This is a genomic window from Clostridium sp., from assembly GCF_036660475.1.
Taxonomy (GTDB): Bacteria; Bacillota; Clostridia; order Clostridiales; family Clostridiaceae; genus Clostridium_J.
In genome coordinates this window covers 277,966-293,715 of the sequence record NZ_JAVXAO010000002.1, presented here as the reverse complement: position 1 = coordinate 293,715, position 15,750 = coordinate 277,966, and the positions used below count along the sequence as shown (strand labels likewise).

The window sequence follows — 15,750 nt, the reverse complement described above, 5'->3', positions numbered from 1 at the left end:
GAATGGAGCTTATAAAAATAAATGGGGTGGAAATTCCCACTCCTTCTACTTATCAAATTGGAATACAGGATATTTCTAATGCTGAAAGAAATGCAAATGGAACTATGATAATAGAGCGTATTGCTACTAAGAGAAAAATAGAGTTAAGTTGGAACTTATTAGATAGAACGAAGGCAAGTATATTATTAAATGCTGTGAGTCAAATATTTTTCGAGGTGCAATATGTAGATCCAGAAGATAATGGAATCAAAACTGGTACTTTTTATTGTGGCGATAGAACAATACCTATGATTACATTTGTAAAAGGTGTACCTAAATATAAGGGAATTACATTTAATATTATTGAAAGGTAGGTGTTACTAATGAAAAGTGTAAGTGATAAATTTAGGGATGCTATAGTAGCGCCTAGTAGAATGTGCAAGTTACGTGTAACCTTCGATATATCTGATACTACAGCAAATGGTGATATAAAAAATGTGATTACATCTACCGAGTTTAATTTAAGTGATAAGCAACAAATGTTTAATAAGGAAAGAGAAAGCTCCTATAAGTTAGCCACTCTTGAAAAAGATAGATGGTTACTTGATGGGAGTTTTGTTATTCCTTCTAATATTAAAGGATCAAATGGAGAAATTGGTTGGTGGAGCAATACCTTATGTGGAGAGGATAGTTTATTTGCAACTACGGAAGGTATAGAAGTTAGCTTTAATAATACTCATAGCTCTATGGGACTTACAATAACCTTTGATACTCTTTGCAATGAATATGCTGTAGATTTTGATATAGTGGCTTATGGTGCAGACAATAATATTATAAGTACTGTAAATATAACTAACAATACACAAGCTAGATTTGTAATAGAAACACCTTTATATCTTTACAAGAAGATATTAATTAAGATTAAAAAATGGTGTAAGTCATACAGAAGGGCAAAGGTATTAGGAATAGATTTTGGAGTAGTGCGTGTTTATGATGACAACAATTTAATTAATGCTAATTTGATTCAGGAATTAGATTTAACAAGCTCTAATATAATTCCAGATGAATTTAAGTTTGTGGTATACAACAATAATAGAGAGTTTAATATCTTAAATCCACAAGGGTTTTATAGGTTTTTGCAACAAAGGCAGCAAGTTCTGTGCGAGATAGGTACTGAACTTAATGGTTCTTTTGAATATTGTAAAATGGGGACTTACTGGCTAAAAGAATGGCAGAGTGACGAAGGGGCTATGACAGCTACATTTACAGCAAGAAATATTATAGATTTCTTGGACCGTGAGGAATATGAAAACTTGATATCCAGTACTACTAATTTAAAGGCCGTAGCCATAGCAATTTTATTGAAGGCAGGAATAATGGATTATGAGTTAGATGCTACACTGGAGGGTATAAGTACTACTGGACTTGTTAAAAAAGTAAGTTGCAGGACTGCACTACAGATGGTTGCAATAGCAGCAAGGTGTAATGTTTATGTTGTGGATAACAAGTTATATATTAAGCAGATAAGCATTAATTTAGGGGTATCTAGTGGAATTATAGACATGGATAATATGTTTAAAGAACCTCAAATTTCACTAGAACCATTGATAAAAAATGTTGAGGTTAAATACTATAGTGATTTAGAAAATGGTGTAGAGGTTATCTGCAATAATTCTAGTGTGGAAATCGGAGATACTTTAAAGATAGACAATACTTTAATATCTAATTCTGCAGTAGCTACAAGTGTAGGAAGTTGGATAATAAGCATAAAGAATTTGAGAGCACTCTACATTGCAAACTGGAGACAAAATCCTTCCATGGATACATTAGATATTGTGGCTATAGAGAACAGTTATGAGACTAAAAAAGCTGTAATTATTAAACAAGAATATGAGTACCAAGGTTATTTAAAAGGCAAATCTGCATTGATTGGAGGGATTAATATTGTTAACTAAGATATGGACAAGTGAAGGGATATATAATTCAGAAGATCTCAACAGAGTAGAATCTAATATTATTGAAACATTGGATGAATTAAAATATCTTTGTAAAACTGCAGGTATAGGCAAAACTAAAGTAGATAGAACTTATGCAGATGTAGAATTTGCTGATAGTTTAAATAGAATTGAGAGTAATATAGAGAGTTTGAAAAATCAGTTTCATGAGGTACCTGGATGGATTCCTACTAAAAATACATGGAGGCCATTAGAACCATTTAGTTTTATTGATGCAAATAGATTAGAAATCAATATTAAACTTTTATATGAACTAATAAGAAGTGCAAAGGCAAGTATACAGTTCTGTGGGGTTATAGATTGCGGGGATGATACAAGGTTATTTTAGAAAGGAGCGAATTAAATGGCTTATATAAAAACAGTATGGAAAGATAGAATAGTTGAAAAGCCTAGAACTTACGATGTAACTAATAATCCAGATGGGAGTATAACACTTACACCAAAATTAGGGCTTATTACGGAAGAAGGAACTCCAATAAGTGCTAGTAATATGAATAACATAGAAGATGGTATTACTAAGGCTAGTGTTATTGAAGACACAATTACTAAAGAAAAATATAAATGGGGAATTGAAAATGGCACAGTATTTTTGGAAAAGGTGGTGGAATAAATGGATAGAATATATTTAGGTGCAACAATAGATATAAATAAAGAACAATACTTACCTATAATGGAACCAGTTTTTAAATCTAACGTAGTTACAAATTTAGCATATAGCAATCTTAAAAAATTTGACGATACTAAAATAATATCTACATCGTATGAGAATGAAATAATAATAAGAGATATTAGAACTTTTGAAGTTTATAAAAGCATAACAACACCGCGTAAAATAGTATTTAGAGAGAATACTGTTGTCCAAGGATGTATAGCTGTAAATAATGAAAAAAATAAAATATATGTAGTAACCACAGATTCTATTAATTATTATATTAGTTGTTATGATATGGTAAACAACACTTGGACTAATACATTAATAGATTCTATAACTATGCCAAATGGTTATATGCAATATATAAATGATATTTTTATTGATAATCAATACTTATATATACATTGTTCTGTTTATTCTAAATTATATAAAATATCTCTTTTAAATTGTACATTAGTAGCAGATGCATCAATTGCAAGTAGTAGTACATCAATTGATTTTGATGGAAATTATTTTTATGGTACAATTCAATCAGAAAAAAATCTAGAATGTATTAAATTTGATAAAATAACTATGAAACAAGTAGCAAAGTCTCTTGTTTATACACATTCATCAAATATAGGTATTTATAGTATTTGCACAGATGATTCATTTATATATATATCAGCATCTGCAAATATACTTAAAGTTGACAAGAACACATTATTATTAGTTGCTAAAAATACTCCAGTTTATACTAATTGCAATATATGTATAGATAAAAATAATTTATATTCTATTTGTAAAGTGGGTTCAGGATTTGATTGTAATTTTATAGAATATGATAAAAATACTCTCTCTAAGGTTGGCACACAAATAACCTTCGTTTTATCAAATGCCGGTTCATTATGTGCTTTTGATAATGTTGGTAAAATTTTTGCTGGATCTACTATCAAAAGCATATCTTCTGTTAATATCACTAGTATAGAAAAAAGTTACACTATTGAATCTTATAAAAAAATAAAGGAGTTAATATAATATGATATATTTATTTGAAAATCAAAATAACGATACTAGTATAGTATTCGACGAAGGAACATTAACAGAAAAAGACAAAGTTAAAGGTATCGCAATAGAATCATTACCCTTAAAAGAGAATATAGAAGGCAAGATTGCAATTCTTAAATGTAGAAAATCTACAAATGAAGTTTGGTATGAATATATAGATATAGTACCAAGTACAATGGAAACTAGAATGGTGAACATAGAAATAGCCATAGCTAATATGATGGGGGTGTAGATGTATGCCAAGTTGGAAAAAAAGTATATTTGTAAATGCAATAAAGGCTAGAATGATACAAGAAAATAGGACAAGTGAGGATATTATATTAGAATATACAAAACTTACTGAAAGTGAAAAAACTGAAATATTGGTAGAAGTTAATAAACTTTAGACAGATCAAGAGGATTAGATGGATGATGCAAGATTAGATTAAATTCTAATCTATTTTTATGTTTAAAAATAAAAAGGATGGTGCAAAGTGTGGAAAATATAAGCGTTGCTTTAGCTTGTACATTCTTAGGGGCTGTATTAAGTTATCTTAGTTTTCAAAGAAACAAGGGACATGACATAAGAGCAGATACTAGAGAAGAGGCTGAAACAAGGACACAATTGAATTATATATCTAAAGGTGTAGATGATATTAGAATTGATATTAAAGCACAACAAAGAGATATACAGGAGATCAAGGAAAGATTAATAAAAAATGAAGAAAGCACAAAGAGTGCTCATAAAAGAATTGATGGAATAGAAAAAGGAGAGATGTAAAATGGAAAATTTATTAACTTTTATCCCAGAGAATTTAATTATAATAATTGTAGCTTGTTATGTATTTGGTGTGTTCTTAAAGAAGTTAGATAGCTTTAAGGACAAGTATATAACATTAGCACTTATGGTGTTCTGCATAACTTTTGCGGTGTTATTAAATATAATTAATGCAGAATATAATGTTTTATTTTATGCTATTGTAAATGCAGTATTACAAGGTATTTTATGTTGGGGTGTATCAATAGGAATTAATCAAACAACTAAACAGTTATCTAAATCAGAGTAAGGGAAACCTTACTCTTTTGTTTTTAATAATCGCAAGCGTTTGCGAATTTAATTTAGGAGGAATTAATTATGAAAATAGGGTTAAGGTATGGTCACTCACTAAATTGTAGAGGTGCGGTAGGAATAATAGATGAGGTTGATAGTTGTGTAATACTATTTAATAAAGTTAAGTTGCTATTAGAGTCACGAGGACACACTATTATAGATTGTAATAGTAATGCTAGTTCTATTGATTCTGAGTTGTCAGAAGGTACTAACAAAGCTAATTTAAACAATTGTGACATATACATCACTATACATTTAAATGCAGCTACAAATGTTAATGCCAACGGAGTTGAGTGTTGGGTTCATGATGTTAATAGCTCAAGTGCTATAGCTATAAGTAATAGAATATGTACAAACATATCAAATCTAAAAACTTCTAATCGTGGGATTAAATATAGTAAAGGAGTTAAGGATTATCATGATTTGAAGGCTAGCAATATGGAAGCTATAATAGTAGAAACTTTATTTTGTACTAACAATGATGATATAGCAATATTTAATAACAATGTTGATGCAATAGCTGCAGCAATAGCTAATGGAATTGATCCAGGAATAGAATTGACTATTAAACTTGAAATAGATGAAATGAGTTTTGAAGGTAATCAAGAAGTGGATAATAAAATTACAGTATATGCACATAGTACAGATCCAAATGTATTATATAAATATTTCTATGAATTGAATGGATCATGGACAACAATTACTGATTGGCAAGAAAGTAATAACTGTAGCTTTATGCCTAAAACCCCGGTCACGTACAAAGTAGTTTGTCATGTTAAGTATAGAAACAATGCTACCGATATTGAAGATGCTTATAATTTTATAACTATAGATATTAAGGATAAACCTAGTATTTATAATATGAAAGTTAATGGTTTATATTATGGAGAAACTTATTTTAAAGATATTGCTGCAGCAGTGGAAAAAGAAATGGCTGCAGGAGCTAAGGAAATAACACTTATAAGGAAATAGGATTAAAGGCTAGCAAGGATTTTACTCCCTACTAGCCTTATTTTTTATGCTATAATTTCAAGAGGATTCAAATAGAATAACTATCATATAAATATAACAATTATAATTGTGATGGTGTATAGACAAAGTTATTGAATTTATTGTAAAATTAAATAAAACCACTATAACGGCTAAATCAACAGTGGTTTCAAATGATAAATTGTATTTCTTTAATATACCTCTATTATACTTGGTTTATTTTTGAAGTGCAAGAATAAGTGGGGGGTATAAATATGAAGCATACGGCTCAATTAACGAATAGGAGTATTGATAAGTTAATATCTAACAAAGATTATAAAGATGGAATAAGTGAATATATATGGAATGGATTTGATGCGGGGGCAACTAAAATAGATATATCATTCACTTATAATGAACTAGATACAGTTGATTCAGTTATAATTAAGGATAATGGTAAAGGAATTAACTTTGAGGAATTGGAAAACACATTTAAATGTGTTTTAGATTCTAAAAAAACAACTATAAAAAAGTGTAGTAATGTTCATGGGTCAAAAGGTAAAGGTAGATTTTCGTTTATATCTTTTGGAAATCAAGCTGTTTGGGAAACTATTTGTAATAATGGGGACACTAATGAAAGGTTTAAAATTGAAATATTTAGATCAACTTCAACTGAATTTGATGTAAGTGATAAAGAGTTAACAGATAATAATACTGGTACTGAAGTAACTATTTATGGTATAAATTCTATAAATACAGAAGATGTTAAATCAAATAAGTTTACAAAATATTTCAATGATAAATTTGCATGGTTTTTATATCTTAATAAAGATAATAATTATGAAATAACTATAAATGGGAATAAATTGGATTATATGGAATTTATAGATGAATCATTAAGTAAAGATGTAACATTTGAGATAGAGGGAGCCTCATTTAGAGTAAACTTTATTAAATGGGTAGGTAAAATAAAGCAAAAATATTATTCGTATTTTATTAATGAAAATTATATGCAAATTTATAAGAAACCGACATCATTTAATAATAAAACTCTAGAATTTCCACATAGTATATATGTACGGTCGAATTATTTCAATGATTTTTATCCTATTGATGATATTAAAAATATAGATGCTAATCAGATTAGTGCTTTCAATGATAAAAATCAAAAGGATAAAACATTTAAAATTCTAGAAAAATACTTAAGGGAATTGGTAATATCCCAAATTAAACATTTCACTAAGAGTCAAGCTCCTTTAATAGTTGACGAACTTGAAAAGGAAGGCGCTTTTCCTAAATTTAAAGATAGCAGATATGATTTAATGAGAAAAGATGACTTAAAGGAAGTTTTAACAGAGATATGCGCAGTTCAACCTAAAATATTTGTTGGTTCCATTGAAAATAAAAAATCTATTGTAGGTTTTCTTAATTTGTTGCTAGATACTGATGAAAGGGAGGGTATTATAAATATTATGGATAGTATAACAAGTTTAACTCCAGAGGAAAGATTGGAATTAAATGATGTACTAAAGAAAACTACTTTATCAAAAATTCTTAGAACAGTATCATCTATTCAAAATAGGCTTAAAGTAATAGAAGCACTTAAGAAATTAATTTATGATGAAACTATGTTTACCAATGAGAGAGATCATATACAGAAAATAATAGAAAATAATTATTGGATATTTGGTGAACAATACCATTTAGTATCTGCGGATGTAAATTTCGAGAAATCATTAGAAAAATATACCTATTTATTAGATGGATATGAGAGTATGGAGAATTATACAATAAATAATCCGGAAAAAAAGAGACGTCCAGATATTTTTATGTACAGATCCAGAAGTGTTTACTCGGAAAATTCAACCGAACTTGAAGAAAATATAATTGTAGAGTTAAAGGCACCAAGAGTAGTTCTTACAAAAAAGATATACAGGCAAATAGAAGATTATATGTTACTCATTTCTAAGGAGCCACAATTTAATAGTAGATTAAGGAAATGGAAATTTATAATGGTTAGTTCAGAAGTTAATGATGATATTGAGGCTATGTATAAGGCGTGGGAAATTAAAGGTAAAAGATTCTTAATCAACAGTTTAAATAGTTTTGAAATTTATGCTATGACTTGGGATGATGTTTTTAAAAACTTTGAAATTAATCATAAATATATTTTAGAAAAGTTAGAATTTAATAAGGTTTTAATTAAAGATGAAATTGATAATTTAAGTGATGAAGAAGGAAGAGCTCTAGTTAATGAAATTACAAAAGAAATATTAGAATTGAAAAATAAAATATAGAATAGTAAAAGAGGCAACAAGACTAATAATCTGGTTGCCTTTTTCTTTTGTTGAGTTATTAATATGAGAAAAGAATAGTAAAAGAGGAGTCATCTCTTTACATGATTCACACATAAATTATGTGCAGAAATTTTGATATTATACATAAATAGGTATAAGTAAATTTAAATCCTAGAATATAGATTCCAATAATACCAATATTAAAGCAAAAGTGAATAGTATATGTTAAGGAACGATAAAGGATACTAAGTTAAGTATCCTTTATTATTAAGTAGAAATTATAAAAGTCTAGGAGAAAGTTAAGCTTTTGGTATGGTGGCAATGTCACCAATTTGCCACCAGTGTGTACCACATAGATTAAAGTAAGAAAATACGTTTTCACAAAGAATAACAATAGGTTTCGGATTAAAACACTTAGTATAACACAAGTTTACATGCTATAACATTGTATTGCACAAGGGCATCATGTTGAGTGTGTGGTTCAACTTACGAGGACCAAAGGGATAAATTAAGTTTTCTACAAAGGTTCATGACAGTTCATAAAGAGGCAGTAAATTCTTCAAATATAATAATGGATAGAGAGTTCCAAGTGGTAAAGCACTAAAAGTTCTCTTAATTGTCCCTCAAACTATATAGTTTGAGGGATTTTTGCATTTTAGAAGATGGGGATGTTAATTGGATAAGTAGAACAATGATGTCATTAGAAGTGAAAAAAGCAGTAGAAATATTAGTCAGTATGAAATAAGAGATAAAAATTAGTTGATTTAGCATTTTAATAAAATAAAAACATATTCATATAATCAGAATGTTATTAAAAAGGGGTATCAATTATTATGAAAAAGATAAATTTTCCACTTCTTCTTGGAAGTATAATTGTAATATTTCTAGGGGTAGTTGCCTTATGGCCAGGGTTTTTTACTGACAAGGACCCTCTTTTTGAAGAATCACCTAAATATATAGAATATAAAGACAAAGGGGCATGGGCAGAAAAATTTGCTTATAATCCAATGCAGCCTAACAAGGATAATATATTTGGAACAGATGATGCTGGAAGGGATGTATATTCAAGACTTGTATATGGAACGAGAAATACATTAAAACTCGCATTTCTTGTAGCTATATTTAGAATGATTTTGGCTTTACCACTTGGTTTAGCAGCAGGGATGGGTGCAAAGTTCATTTCAAACATAATAAAAATATTTAACATATATTTTACGGCAATACCCATGCTTATATTTAGTTTTATTATTTTAAATATAGGATATTTTAGAAATCTACAAATGGATAAATCAATTCTTGCCTTTGCAATAGTACTTACCATTGTGGGATGGTCAAAGTTAGCAGGAATTATTGAGGATTCAACTAGGCTGGTGATGGAAGAAGACTTTATTGAAGGAGAAATAGCTATAGGAAAAACCAGATGGCAGATAGCATATCAAAATGTGCTACCTCACATACTACCAACTAGTGTAAGTTTATTTTTCAAGGAAATGGGGATGGCATTGTTTTTAATTGCTCAGTTAGCGGTTTTGTGTGTGTTTGTTGGAGTAACAAGAAAAATTAAGGAGTTAGCATTTAAAGCAAATTATCAGATGAATGCAGAACCTGAATGGGGAGGTACCCTTTCTAGAATCGCGATAAATGTTAAAGCCTACAAGACAACATATTGGATGACAATATATCCTATATTAGTTTTTAGTATTGCAATAATTGGAATAAATCTTACGGGAGAAGGCCTTAGAATAGAATTTCAAAAGAGAGAGTCTAGAGTGATTAGTTCTATTAGAAAGCTTTTTTATGTAGTATCTCCAAAGATATTTATATCTCAGATTAAGGAGGTTAAAAAATACTATAAGCCTGTAATTATAAAAACTTCAATTATAATAGGACTTATTGCATATGTGATAATTCCTTGGCATCCAAGTACTTATAAATTTGATTTAAGCCAAGCTAAAGTTCATCTTGAAGAACTTACAAATGATAAATATAAAGGTAGGGTAGCTGGGACTAATGGAGGATATTTAGCAGGGGAATATATAATTGATACTTTAAAATCATATGGATATGAGGTGGATACATTGGAAATACCACTGATGTCTACCAAAAAGAATCCAACAACAAATGTGGAAGTAGTAGGTCCAGAAATACTAGCTCCCATGGTAATTAAATCCGGATGGATAAAACTTATAAATGATAATGGTGAGGAGAAGATTTATAGGCTGCATAAAGATTTCACAATCGAAACGGTGAGTAAAAATATATTTACACATGACTCAAAAGAGGAATTAAATTATAAGGGAGTTGCTGCAGATGCTGAAAATGCAGGTGTGATACCAGAGGGTACAGAGTTTTTTTCAGTTGAGAGGAATTTTGAGGGGTTTGAAGTGGGCGAATTTAAAACTCCAAATATTGTGAAGGCAGGTCCAGGTAAAAACATAAGTTATGATATAAAGTTTATATTAGATGAAGGATATAACACAAATAACAATTCATATATGTTTAAATACACTGCGATTCTTCCATTTGATGATTTAAGGGAACAGTTAGAGATGGGGTATAGAGAAGTTGAAATAAACTTCGATTATCCAATACTACCAGAGCATAAGGGGAGAAATATTACTGCATTTTTACCTGGTAAAGATAAAACTTATGAAGAGCCTGGAGAATTAATAATTATAGGAGCAAGTTACGATGGTGTTCATATAAGTGAAAATCAAAGTCCATATGTAATGACGGCAACACCTGCGGCAACGGCGTTGGAAGTGGCAAGACAGTTGTCTATTGCAGAGGAGCCACTATCTAAATCAATTCAGTTTGTCTTTTGGGATAATGAGTATGAAATGATGAAGTACTCAAATATTGATGGATCACGTGATTATAGTATAACCAAGGGTATACCCGTAGACATGGCAATGTCACATGGATACTATTATTTTGATATAAGCTATCCGGGTTATGTTAAGGACAAATATTTAAACCTTATAACATTTCCAGCTCAAAGAGCAGATAAAAGTAATTATCTCATGGGATTGGAGATAGAGAAGAGGTTTAAACAAATGGATGTAAAATATAAAAGATTTCATAATGATTACACAACCACAAGAGCAATGTACTATTTGAGGTTAAATGCATTTTCATGCATTGGAGTAGGAAATCCTTCTATAGATGGAATTAATAGCAGCATTGATACAATAGGAAATATAAATTATGAAAAAATGGAAAGCATTGGTCAAATAATTTTAGATACAATGACAATGAATTCTCATATTATGGATTAGTAGAAAACCTTTGAAAAGGAGAAAGCTATGATAGAGGTAATAAATTTAAAAAAAGAATTTATAATAAAAGATAAAATTTTTGGCATAAACAAAGGTGTTGTAAATGCTGTAAATGGTATCGATTTTGTAGTGGAAAAGGGTGAGACACTTGGGCTTGTTGGAGAATCAGGAAGTGGTAAGTCAACTACAGGGAGATTAATATTAAGATTATTAGAGCCAACTGAAGGCAATATATACTTAGACGGAAGGGATATTAGTACCATAAGTAATAAAGAGTTTAGAGGTCTGAGAAAGGACTTGCAAATAGTATTCCAAAACCCATATTCTGCATTAGATTATAAAATGACTATTGAAGATATTTTAATTCAACCACTCCAAATACACAAAATAGTGGAGCCATTAGATTATAAAAATGAAGTGAGAAGATTACTAGAAATGGTAGGACTATCAAATAAAGATGGAAAAAAATTACCTCATGAGTTTAGTGGAGGGCAGAGACAAAGAATCGCTATAGCTAAAGCTTTAGCAACAAAACCTAAATTTATAGTGTGTGATGAAGCTGTGTCAGCTTTAGATATGTCCGTTCAATCTCAGATATTAAATCTCATTATGGATCTTCAGGAAGAGCTTGGATTATCTTATCTATTTATATCACATGATTTAAGTGTGATAAAGCATGTTAGTAACAATGTGGCAGTTATGTATCTTGGTAAAATAGTAGAAAAAGGTAGTGTGAATGATATCTTTGATTCTCCAAAGCATCCATATACAAAAGCGCTTATATCGGCAGCACCAGTGCCAGACCCTAGCAGAAATATTAATAAAATAAAGCTCAAAGGTGAAATTCCTAGTGCAATGAATATACCATTAGGATGTGCTTTCCATAATAGATGCCCTGAAAAAATGCTTAAATGTGAAAGTCTTGAACCAAGACTTATGTCGCTTGATGATGGAAGGGTAGTTTCTTGTCATTTATATGAAGCAGGGAGGGGTTAAAATGAAAGCTGAAATAATAAAAGTAATAACTAAAAAAATTATTAGGAATATAGTAATACTCCTTGTAACATTATTTTTGCTTATAGTTGTAACAGGAATACCCGTTAATTTTGATATTATGTCACCTGAAGGTAAATATACACCCAATATGGGAATGAATACAATAATTGAAAACATAAAGGTCAATTTTAGAGTGTTTTGGAGTGGTGAAGCTTTTAATGTTATGATTCAAGGCAAAACTATAGGAAGTTTATTAAGTGAAACCGCAAAGAAAAGCTTAACTATACTATTTTGCGGAGCTACTTTAGCAGTAATAATTGGAGTTCCAAAGGGAATTATCGATAGTAGGAAGAATGATAGGTACGGAACTATAAAGTTACTTCAATCATTGATACCGCTTTCCGTTCCTGATATTTTAACAATAACAATTGTTCAATTAGGGGGACTGTATCTATATAATAAACAAATTTCGATATTTGGATTAGGTCCTTTTCCAATATTGGGGGATGGAACATTTGGTCATGCAATTTATCCAATAATTTCAATAGCAATACTTCCAGCGGCTTATATTTCGAGAATAACTGCAAATATAATAGAAGAAAGTTTTACAAAACCATATATATTAGCAGCTAGGGGCAAGGGCTGTTCGCAATTTCAGATTATAAAAAGTCATATGATGAAAAGTATAATGTATGGAGTGTTGTCAGGATTTCCAACAGTTATAGGTATAATGTTTTCAAGTCTTATTATAGTAGAGTGGTTGTTTTACTTTAGAGGCATGGGATACTATTTAATATATTTTTATACTATGGAGTTGATTCCACCATATGAAGCGGGCGTGGCATTTACATCATTTATAGTAGTGCTAGCACTTTTTTATTATTTAGTTTTTATGATGTTTAATGAGTTGAAAGATATCATATTACCTAATAAAAAATCTTGTTAAGGGGTGATAATATGAAATTGCTCGAAGTGAAGAATTTAAAAACATATTTCTACTTGGAGGGGAAGGAATACCCTGCAGCAGATGATATTAGTTTTGCGTTAGATGAGGGACAAACAATAGGGATTATCGGTGAGTCGGGGAGTGGAAAAAGTGTAACCGCTCTTTCTATTATGGGGTTAATTGATTTTCCAGGAAAAATAATTGGTGGAGAAGTATACTATAAAGGACAGGATTTGCTTAAGAAGAGTGAAAAACAAATGCGTAAAATAAGAGGAAATGAAATCGCAATGATATATCAGGATGTAATGTCAATTTTAAATCCTATGAATAAGGTAGGAGAGCAGATTGCAGAGGCTTTAATTATTCATAAAAGAGTTAACAAAAAAGATTCGAAAAAGGTTGTAATAGAGCTTATGAAATCAGTGGGAATTACCGATGGGGAGGACCGATTTAATCAGTTTCCAGATCAATTTAGTGGTGGAATGAGACAAAGACTTATGATAGCCATGGCAATAGCCTGCAACCCTAAAATATTAATAGCGGATGAACCAACTACAGCTTTAGATGTTACGATCCAAGCAGAAATTTTGGAATTATTACGTAAGCTTAAGAAAGAGTATAAAATGTCTATAATATTGAACACTCATAATTTAGGTGTGGTAGCAGAGATGGCAGATGAAGTATTGGTGATGTATTGTGGAAAGGTTATGGAAATAGCAAGGAGTACAGATATATTTGAAAATCCAATAAATCCATATACAAAGCAACTTATGGAGTGTATTCCAAGAATAGATGATAGAAAAAGGAGATTAGATACAATTGAAGGTTATGTACCACATTTGTCACAGTTATCAAAGGGATGCAGATTCTCTGATCGTTGTAATAAAGCTTTTGAAAAATGTAGAAATGAATTACCAGAGTTAATAGAGATTTATAAAGGGCATTGGTCCAGATGTTGGCTTCAAAAATAATAGTTTAAAATTAAGGATTTTTGCAGCAATAAAATAGTGTTTTTATATTTTAGTGTCACACATCTATTCTATACATAGCATATATTATAATAGTATATGTTTATAGAAGGAGATTTTGAAATGAAAAAATTTTCGAGTGTTGAGGGTCGAGTTATTGGAATAGAAATGATGAAAACTACGGTGAATGATGAATCAGGATGCACAATGATGATGTCTATAGAGACTAGAGATGGGGATAACTTTAATCTAGTAGTTGGAATTGATACTTACTTTGTGGACCATGTTAATATTAGAGTAGGACATAATATAATAGCATTTTATAATGGATTAGCACCTACACCAATGATATTTCCACCTCAATTCCGTGCTATTGTTATAGCAAGAATGTCAAAGAAGCAAATTGTTAAGGTGGATAATTTTAATGATGAATTAATAAGTGGCGATGAGTCACTTAGACTTAATATTGGACGTAAAACACATATATTGCTTCAAAATGGTCAAACTTTTTTAGGAGATATTAAAGGAAGAGATCTTGTAGTGGTATATAGTGCAAGCACTAAGAGCATACCCGCAATTACAACACCATCAGAAATTATAGTTTTGTGTGATAATTTAGACTGTGTATAGATAAAAATATAAACTCCATCTTAAGAGTGTTTTAGAGATGGAGTTTTTATAGCGCTATTTATATGTAAAATGGTAACATAACACGGTGTTTACAAGATTTTTATGGAAATGTATAATAGAATATAGAATTACATTCAAAATAATTAATAGAAGCTTATAAAAGTGTTAAACCCAAAATAATTAATAGAAGCTTATAAAAGTGTTAAATATATAGGGGTAGGTTATAGTATTTATGTCATTTGATAAATTTGAAGTGTTAATCTAAACGTAGACTCGTAGTGAGTTGGAAGGATAAAAAAATATGAGTATAGAGATAAAGAGAGTTACAGAAGAAAATTTAAGTGCAATATTAGAGTTACATGTATCAGAAAATCAAAAATCATATATTGAGACAACTGAGGAATGTTTAAAGGAAGCTTTAGAAGAATCTTGCTATCAGCCGGTAGGTCTTTATAAGGATGGAGATTTAGTTGGATTTGCAATGTACGGTATTTTCAAAAGTGAAAACCATAGAGTGTGGTTAGATAGATACCTAATTGATGAGAAATATCAAGGGAAAGGTCTAGGTAGTGAAATATTAGAAGCTTTAATAAATCATCTAGCTAAAGAATATAATTGTAATGAGATATATTTAAGTGTTTATGATGATAATGAATGTGCACTACATTTATATGGAAAATTTGGGTTTAGGTTTAACGGAGAATTTGATATAAACAAAGAAAAAGTAATGGTTAAGATTATATAATTAAACTTATAATATATAGTTTATGAATAAAAAGTTATATATTAATTTTGAGTATATATAATAAAATAGCAAGGGAATTACCCTTGCTATTTTATTATAATCTAAGTAGGTTAACTAAAAGGCTTGATGAAATCAAGT

At 29.9% G+C, this 15,750-nt stretch carries 17 protein-coding genes; all 17 read left to right on the top strand.

Going from position 1 to position 15,750, the window contains the following annotated elements:
• Nucleotides 1-2 precede the first annotated feature (2 nt).
• The 17 genes from RSA29_RS04390 (at nt 3) to RSA29_RS04310 (ending at nt 15,612) form a co-directional block, all read left to right on the top strand.
• Entirely contained in the window at nt 3-353 is a 351-nt protein-coding gene (locus RSA29_RS04390) for a DUF6711 family protein (protein WP_332661527.1), read from the top strand.
• Nucleotides 354-362: 9 nt separating this feature from the next.
• The gene (locus tag RSA29_RS04385; RefSeq protein ID WP_346942403.1) at nt 363-1,934 is read left to right on the top strand and encodes a hypothetical protein; all 1,572 of its coding nucleotides are present in this window, start codon (nt 363-365) and stop codon (nt 1,932-1,934) included.
• Entirely contained in the window at nt 1,924-2,322 is a 399-nt protein-coding gene (locus RSA29_RS04380) for a hypothetical protein (RefSeq protein WP_346942402.1), read from the top strand. The genes RSA29_RS04385 and RSA29_RS04380 overlap by 11 nt, the downstream gene beginning before the upstream one ends.
• 15 nt (nt 2,323-2,337) lie before the next feature.
• Nucleotides 2,338-2,604, top strand: coding sequence for a hypothetical protein (locus RSA29_RS04375; protein WP_346942401.1), 267 nt, complete (start codon nt 2,338-2,340; stop codon nt 2,602-2,604).
• Nucleotides 2,605-3,663 carry a hypothetical protein gene (locus tag RSA29_RS04370; RefSeq protein ID WP_346942400.1) on the top strand — a complete coding sequence of 353 codons (1,059 nt, stop codon included), beginning with the start codon at nt 2,605-2,607 and terminating at the stop codon, nt 3,661-3,663.
• A 1-nt stretch (nt 3,664) separates the two neighbouring features.
• Complete coding sequence (locus RSA29_RS04365) at nt 3,665-3,925, top strand: hypothetical protein (RefSeq protein WP_346942399.1); 261 nt, start codon at nt 3,665-3,667, stop codon at nt 3,923-3,925.
• Nucleotides 3,926-3,929: 4 nt separating this feature from the next.
• Nucleotides 3,930-4,079 (top strand): hypothetical protein, encoded by a 150-nt coding sequence (locus tag RSA29_RS04360; protein WP_346942398.1) that lies wholly within the window; start codon nt 3,930-3,932, stop codon nt 4,077-4,079.
• A gap of 89 nt (nt 4,080-4,168) precedes the next feature.
• On the top strand, nt 4,169-4,453 hold the full coding sequence (locus RSA29_RS04355) for a hypothetical protein (RefSeq protein WP_346942397.1): 285 nt from the start codon (nt 4,169-4,171) through the stop codon (nt 4,451-4,453).
• A gap of 1 nt (nt 4,454) precedes the next feature.
• Nucleotides 4,455-4,739 (top strand): phage holin family protein, encoded by a 285-nt coding sequence (locus tag RSA29_RS04350; protein WP_346942396.1) that lies wholly within the window; start codon nt 4,455-4,457, stop codon nt 4,737-4,739.
• A 68-nt stretch (nt 4,740-4,807) separates the two neighbouring features.
• Nucleotides 4,808-5,755, top strand: coding sequence for an N-acetylmuramoyl-L-alanine amidase (locus RSA29_RS04345; RefSeq protein ID WP_346942395.1), 948 nt, complete (start codon nt 4,808-4,810; stop codon nt 5,753-5,755).
• A 272-nt stretch (nt 5,756-6,027) separates the two neighbouring features.
• Nucleotides 6,028-8,049, top strand: a complete 2,022-nt coding sequence (locus RSA29_RS04340) for an ATP-binding protein (RefSeq protein ID WP_346944354.1) — start codon at nt 6,028-6,030, stop codon at nt 8,047-8,049.
• Between the two features lie 833 nt (nt 8,050-8,882).
• Nucleotides 8,883-11,327, top strand: a complete 2,445-nt coding sequence (locus RSA29_RS04335) for an ABC transporter permease subunit (RefSeq protein WP_346942393.1) — start codon at nt 8,883-8,885, stop codon at nt 11,325-11,327.
• A 27-nt stretch (nt 11,328-11,354) separates the two neighbouring features.
• Complete coding sequence (locus RSA29_RS04330) at nt 11,355-12,323, top strand: oligopeptide/dipeptide ABC transporter ATP-binding protein (RefSeq protein WP_346942392.1); 969 nt, start codon at nt 11,355-11,357, stop codon at nt 12,321-12,323.
• 1 nt (nt 12,324) lies between these two features.
• On the top strand, nt 12,325-13,269 hold the full coding sequence (locus RSA29_RS04325) for an ABC transporter permease subunit (protein ID WP_346942391.1): 945 nt from the start codon (nt 12,325-12,327) through the stop codon (nt 13,267-13,269).
• Nucleotides 13,270-13,280: 11 nt separating this feature from the next.
• Entirely contained in the window at nt 13,281-14,240 is a 960-nt protein-coding gene (locus tag RSA29_RS04320; RefSeq protein ID WP_346942390.1) for an ABC transporter ATP-binding protein, read from the top strand.
• A gap of 120 nt (nt 14,241-14,360) precedes the next feature.
• Nucleotides 14,361-14,867, top strand: coding sequence for a hypothetical protein (locus RSA29_RS04315; RefSeq protein ID WP_346942389.1), 507 nt, complete (start codon nt 14,361-14,363; stop codon nt 14,865-14,867).
• Nucleotides 14,868-15,168: 301 nt separating this feature from the next.
• The gene (locus RSA29_RS04310; protein ID WP_346942388.1) at nt 15,169-15,612 is read left to right on the top strand and encodes a GNAT family N-acetyltransferase; all 444 of its coding nucleotides are present in this window, start codon (nt 15,169-15,171) and stop codon (nt 15,610-15,612) included.
• Nucleotides 15,613-15,750: the final 138 nt, after the last annotated feature.

What these genes read in the sequence shown, in the direction of transcription:
- RSA29_RS04390 (WP_332661527.1), top strand. Translation starts at nt 3, where the DNA reads ATGGAGCTTATAAAAATAAATGGGGTGGAAATTCCCACTCCTTCTACT.
- RSA29_RS04385 (WP_346942403.1), top strand. Translation starts at nt 363, where the DNA reads ATGAAAAGTGTAAGTGATAAATTTAGGGATGCTATAGTAGCGCCTAGT.
- RSA29_RS04375 (WP_346942401.1), top strand. Translation starts at nt 2,338, where the DNA reads ATGGCTTATATAAAAACAGTATGGAAAGATAGAATAGTTGAAAAGCCT.
- RSA29_RS04370 (WP_346942400.1), top strand. Translation starts at nt 2,605, where the DNA reads ATGGATAGAATATATTTAGGTGCAACAATAGATATAAATAAAGAACAA.
- RSA29_RS04365 (WP_346942399.1), top strand. Translation starts at nt 3,665, where the DNA reads ATGATATATTTATTTGAAAATCAAAATAACGATACTAGTATAGTATTC.
- RSA29_RS04360 (WP_346942398.1), top strand. Translation starts at nt 3,930, where the DNA reads ATGCCAAGTTGGAAAAAAAGTATATTTGTAAATGCAATAAAGGCTAGA.
- RSA29_RS04350 (WP_346942396.1), top strand. Translation starts at nt 4,455, where the DNA reads ATGGAAAATTTATTAACTTTTATCCCAGAGAATTTAATTATAATAATT.
- RSA29_RS04345 (WP_346942395.1), top strand. Translation starts at nt 4,808, where the DNA reads ATGAAAATAGGGTTAAGGTATGGTCACTCACTAAATTGTAGAGGTGCG.
- RSA29_RS04340 (WP_346944354.1), top strand. Translation starts at nt 6,028, where the DNA reads ATGAAGCATACGGCTCAATTAACGAATAGGAGTATTGATAAGTTAATA.
- RSA29_RS04335 (WP_346942393.1), top strand. Translation starts at nt 8,883, where the DNA reads ATGAAAAAGATAAATTTTCCACTTCTTCTTGGAAGTATAATTGTAATA.
- RSA29_RS04330 (WP_346942392.1), top strand. Translation starts at nt 11,355, where the DNA reads ATGATAGAGGTAATAAATTTAAAAAAAGAATTTATAATAAAAGATAAA.
- RSA29_RS04325 (WP_346942391.1), top strand. Translation starts at nt 12,325, where the DNA reads ATGAAAGCTGAAATAATAAAAGTAATAACTAAAAAAATTATTAGGAAT.
- RSA29_RS04320 (WP_346942390.1), top strand. Translation starts at nt 13,281, where the DNA reads ATGAAATTGCTCGAAGTGAAGAATTTAAAAACATATTTCTACTTGGAG.
- RSA29_RS04315 (WP_346942389.1), top strand. Translation starts at nt 14,361, where the DNA reads ATGAAAAAATTTTCGAGTGTTGAGGGTCGAGTTATTGGAATAGAAATG.
- RSA29_RS04310 (WP_346942388.1), top strand. Translation starts at nt 15,169, where the DNA reads ATGAGTATAGAGATAAAGAGAGTTACAGAAGAAAATTTAAGTGCAATA.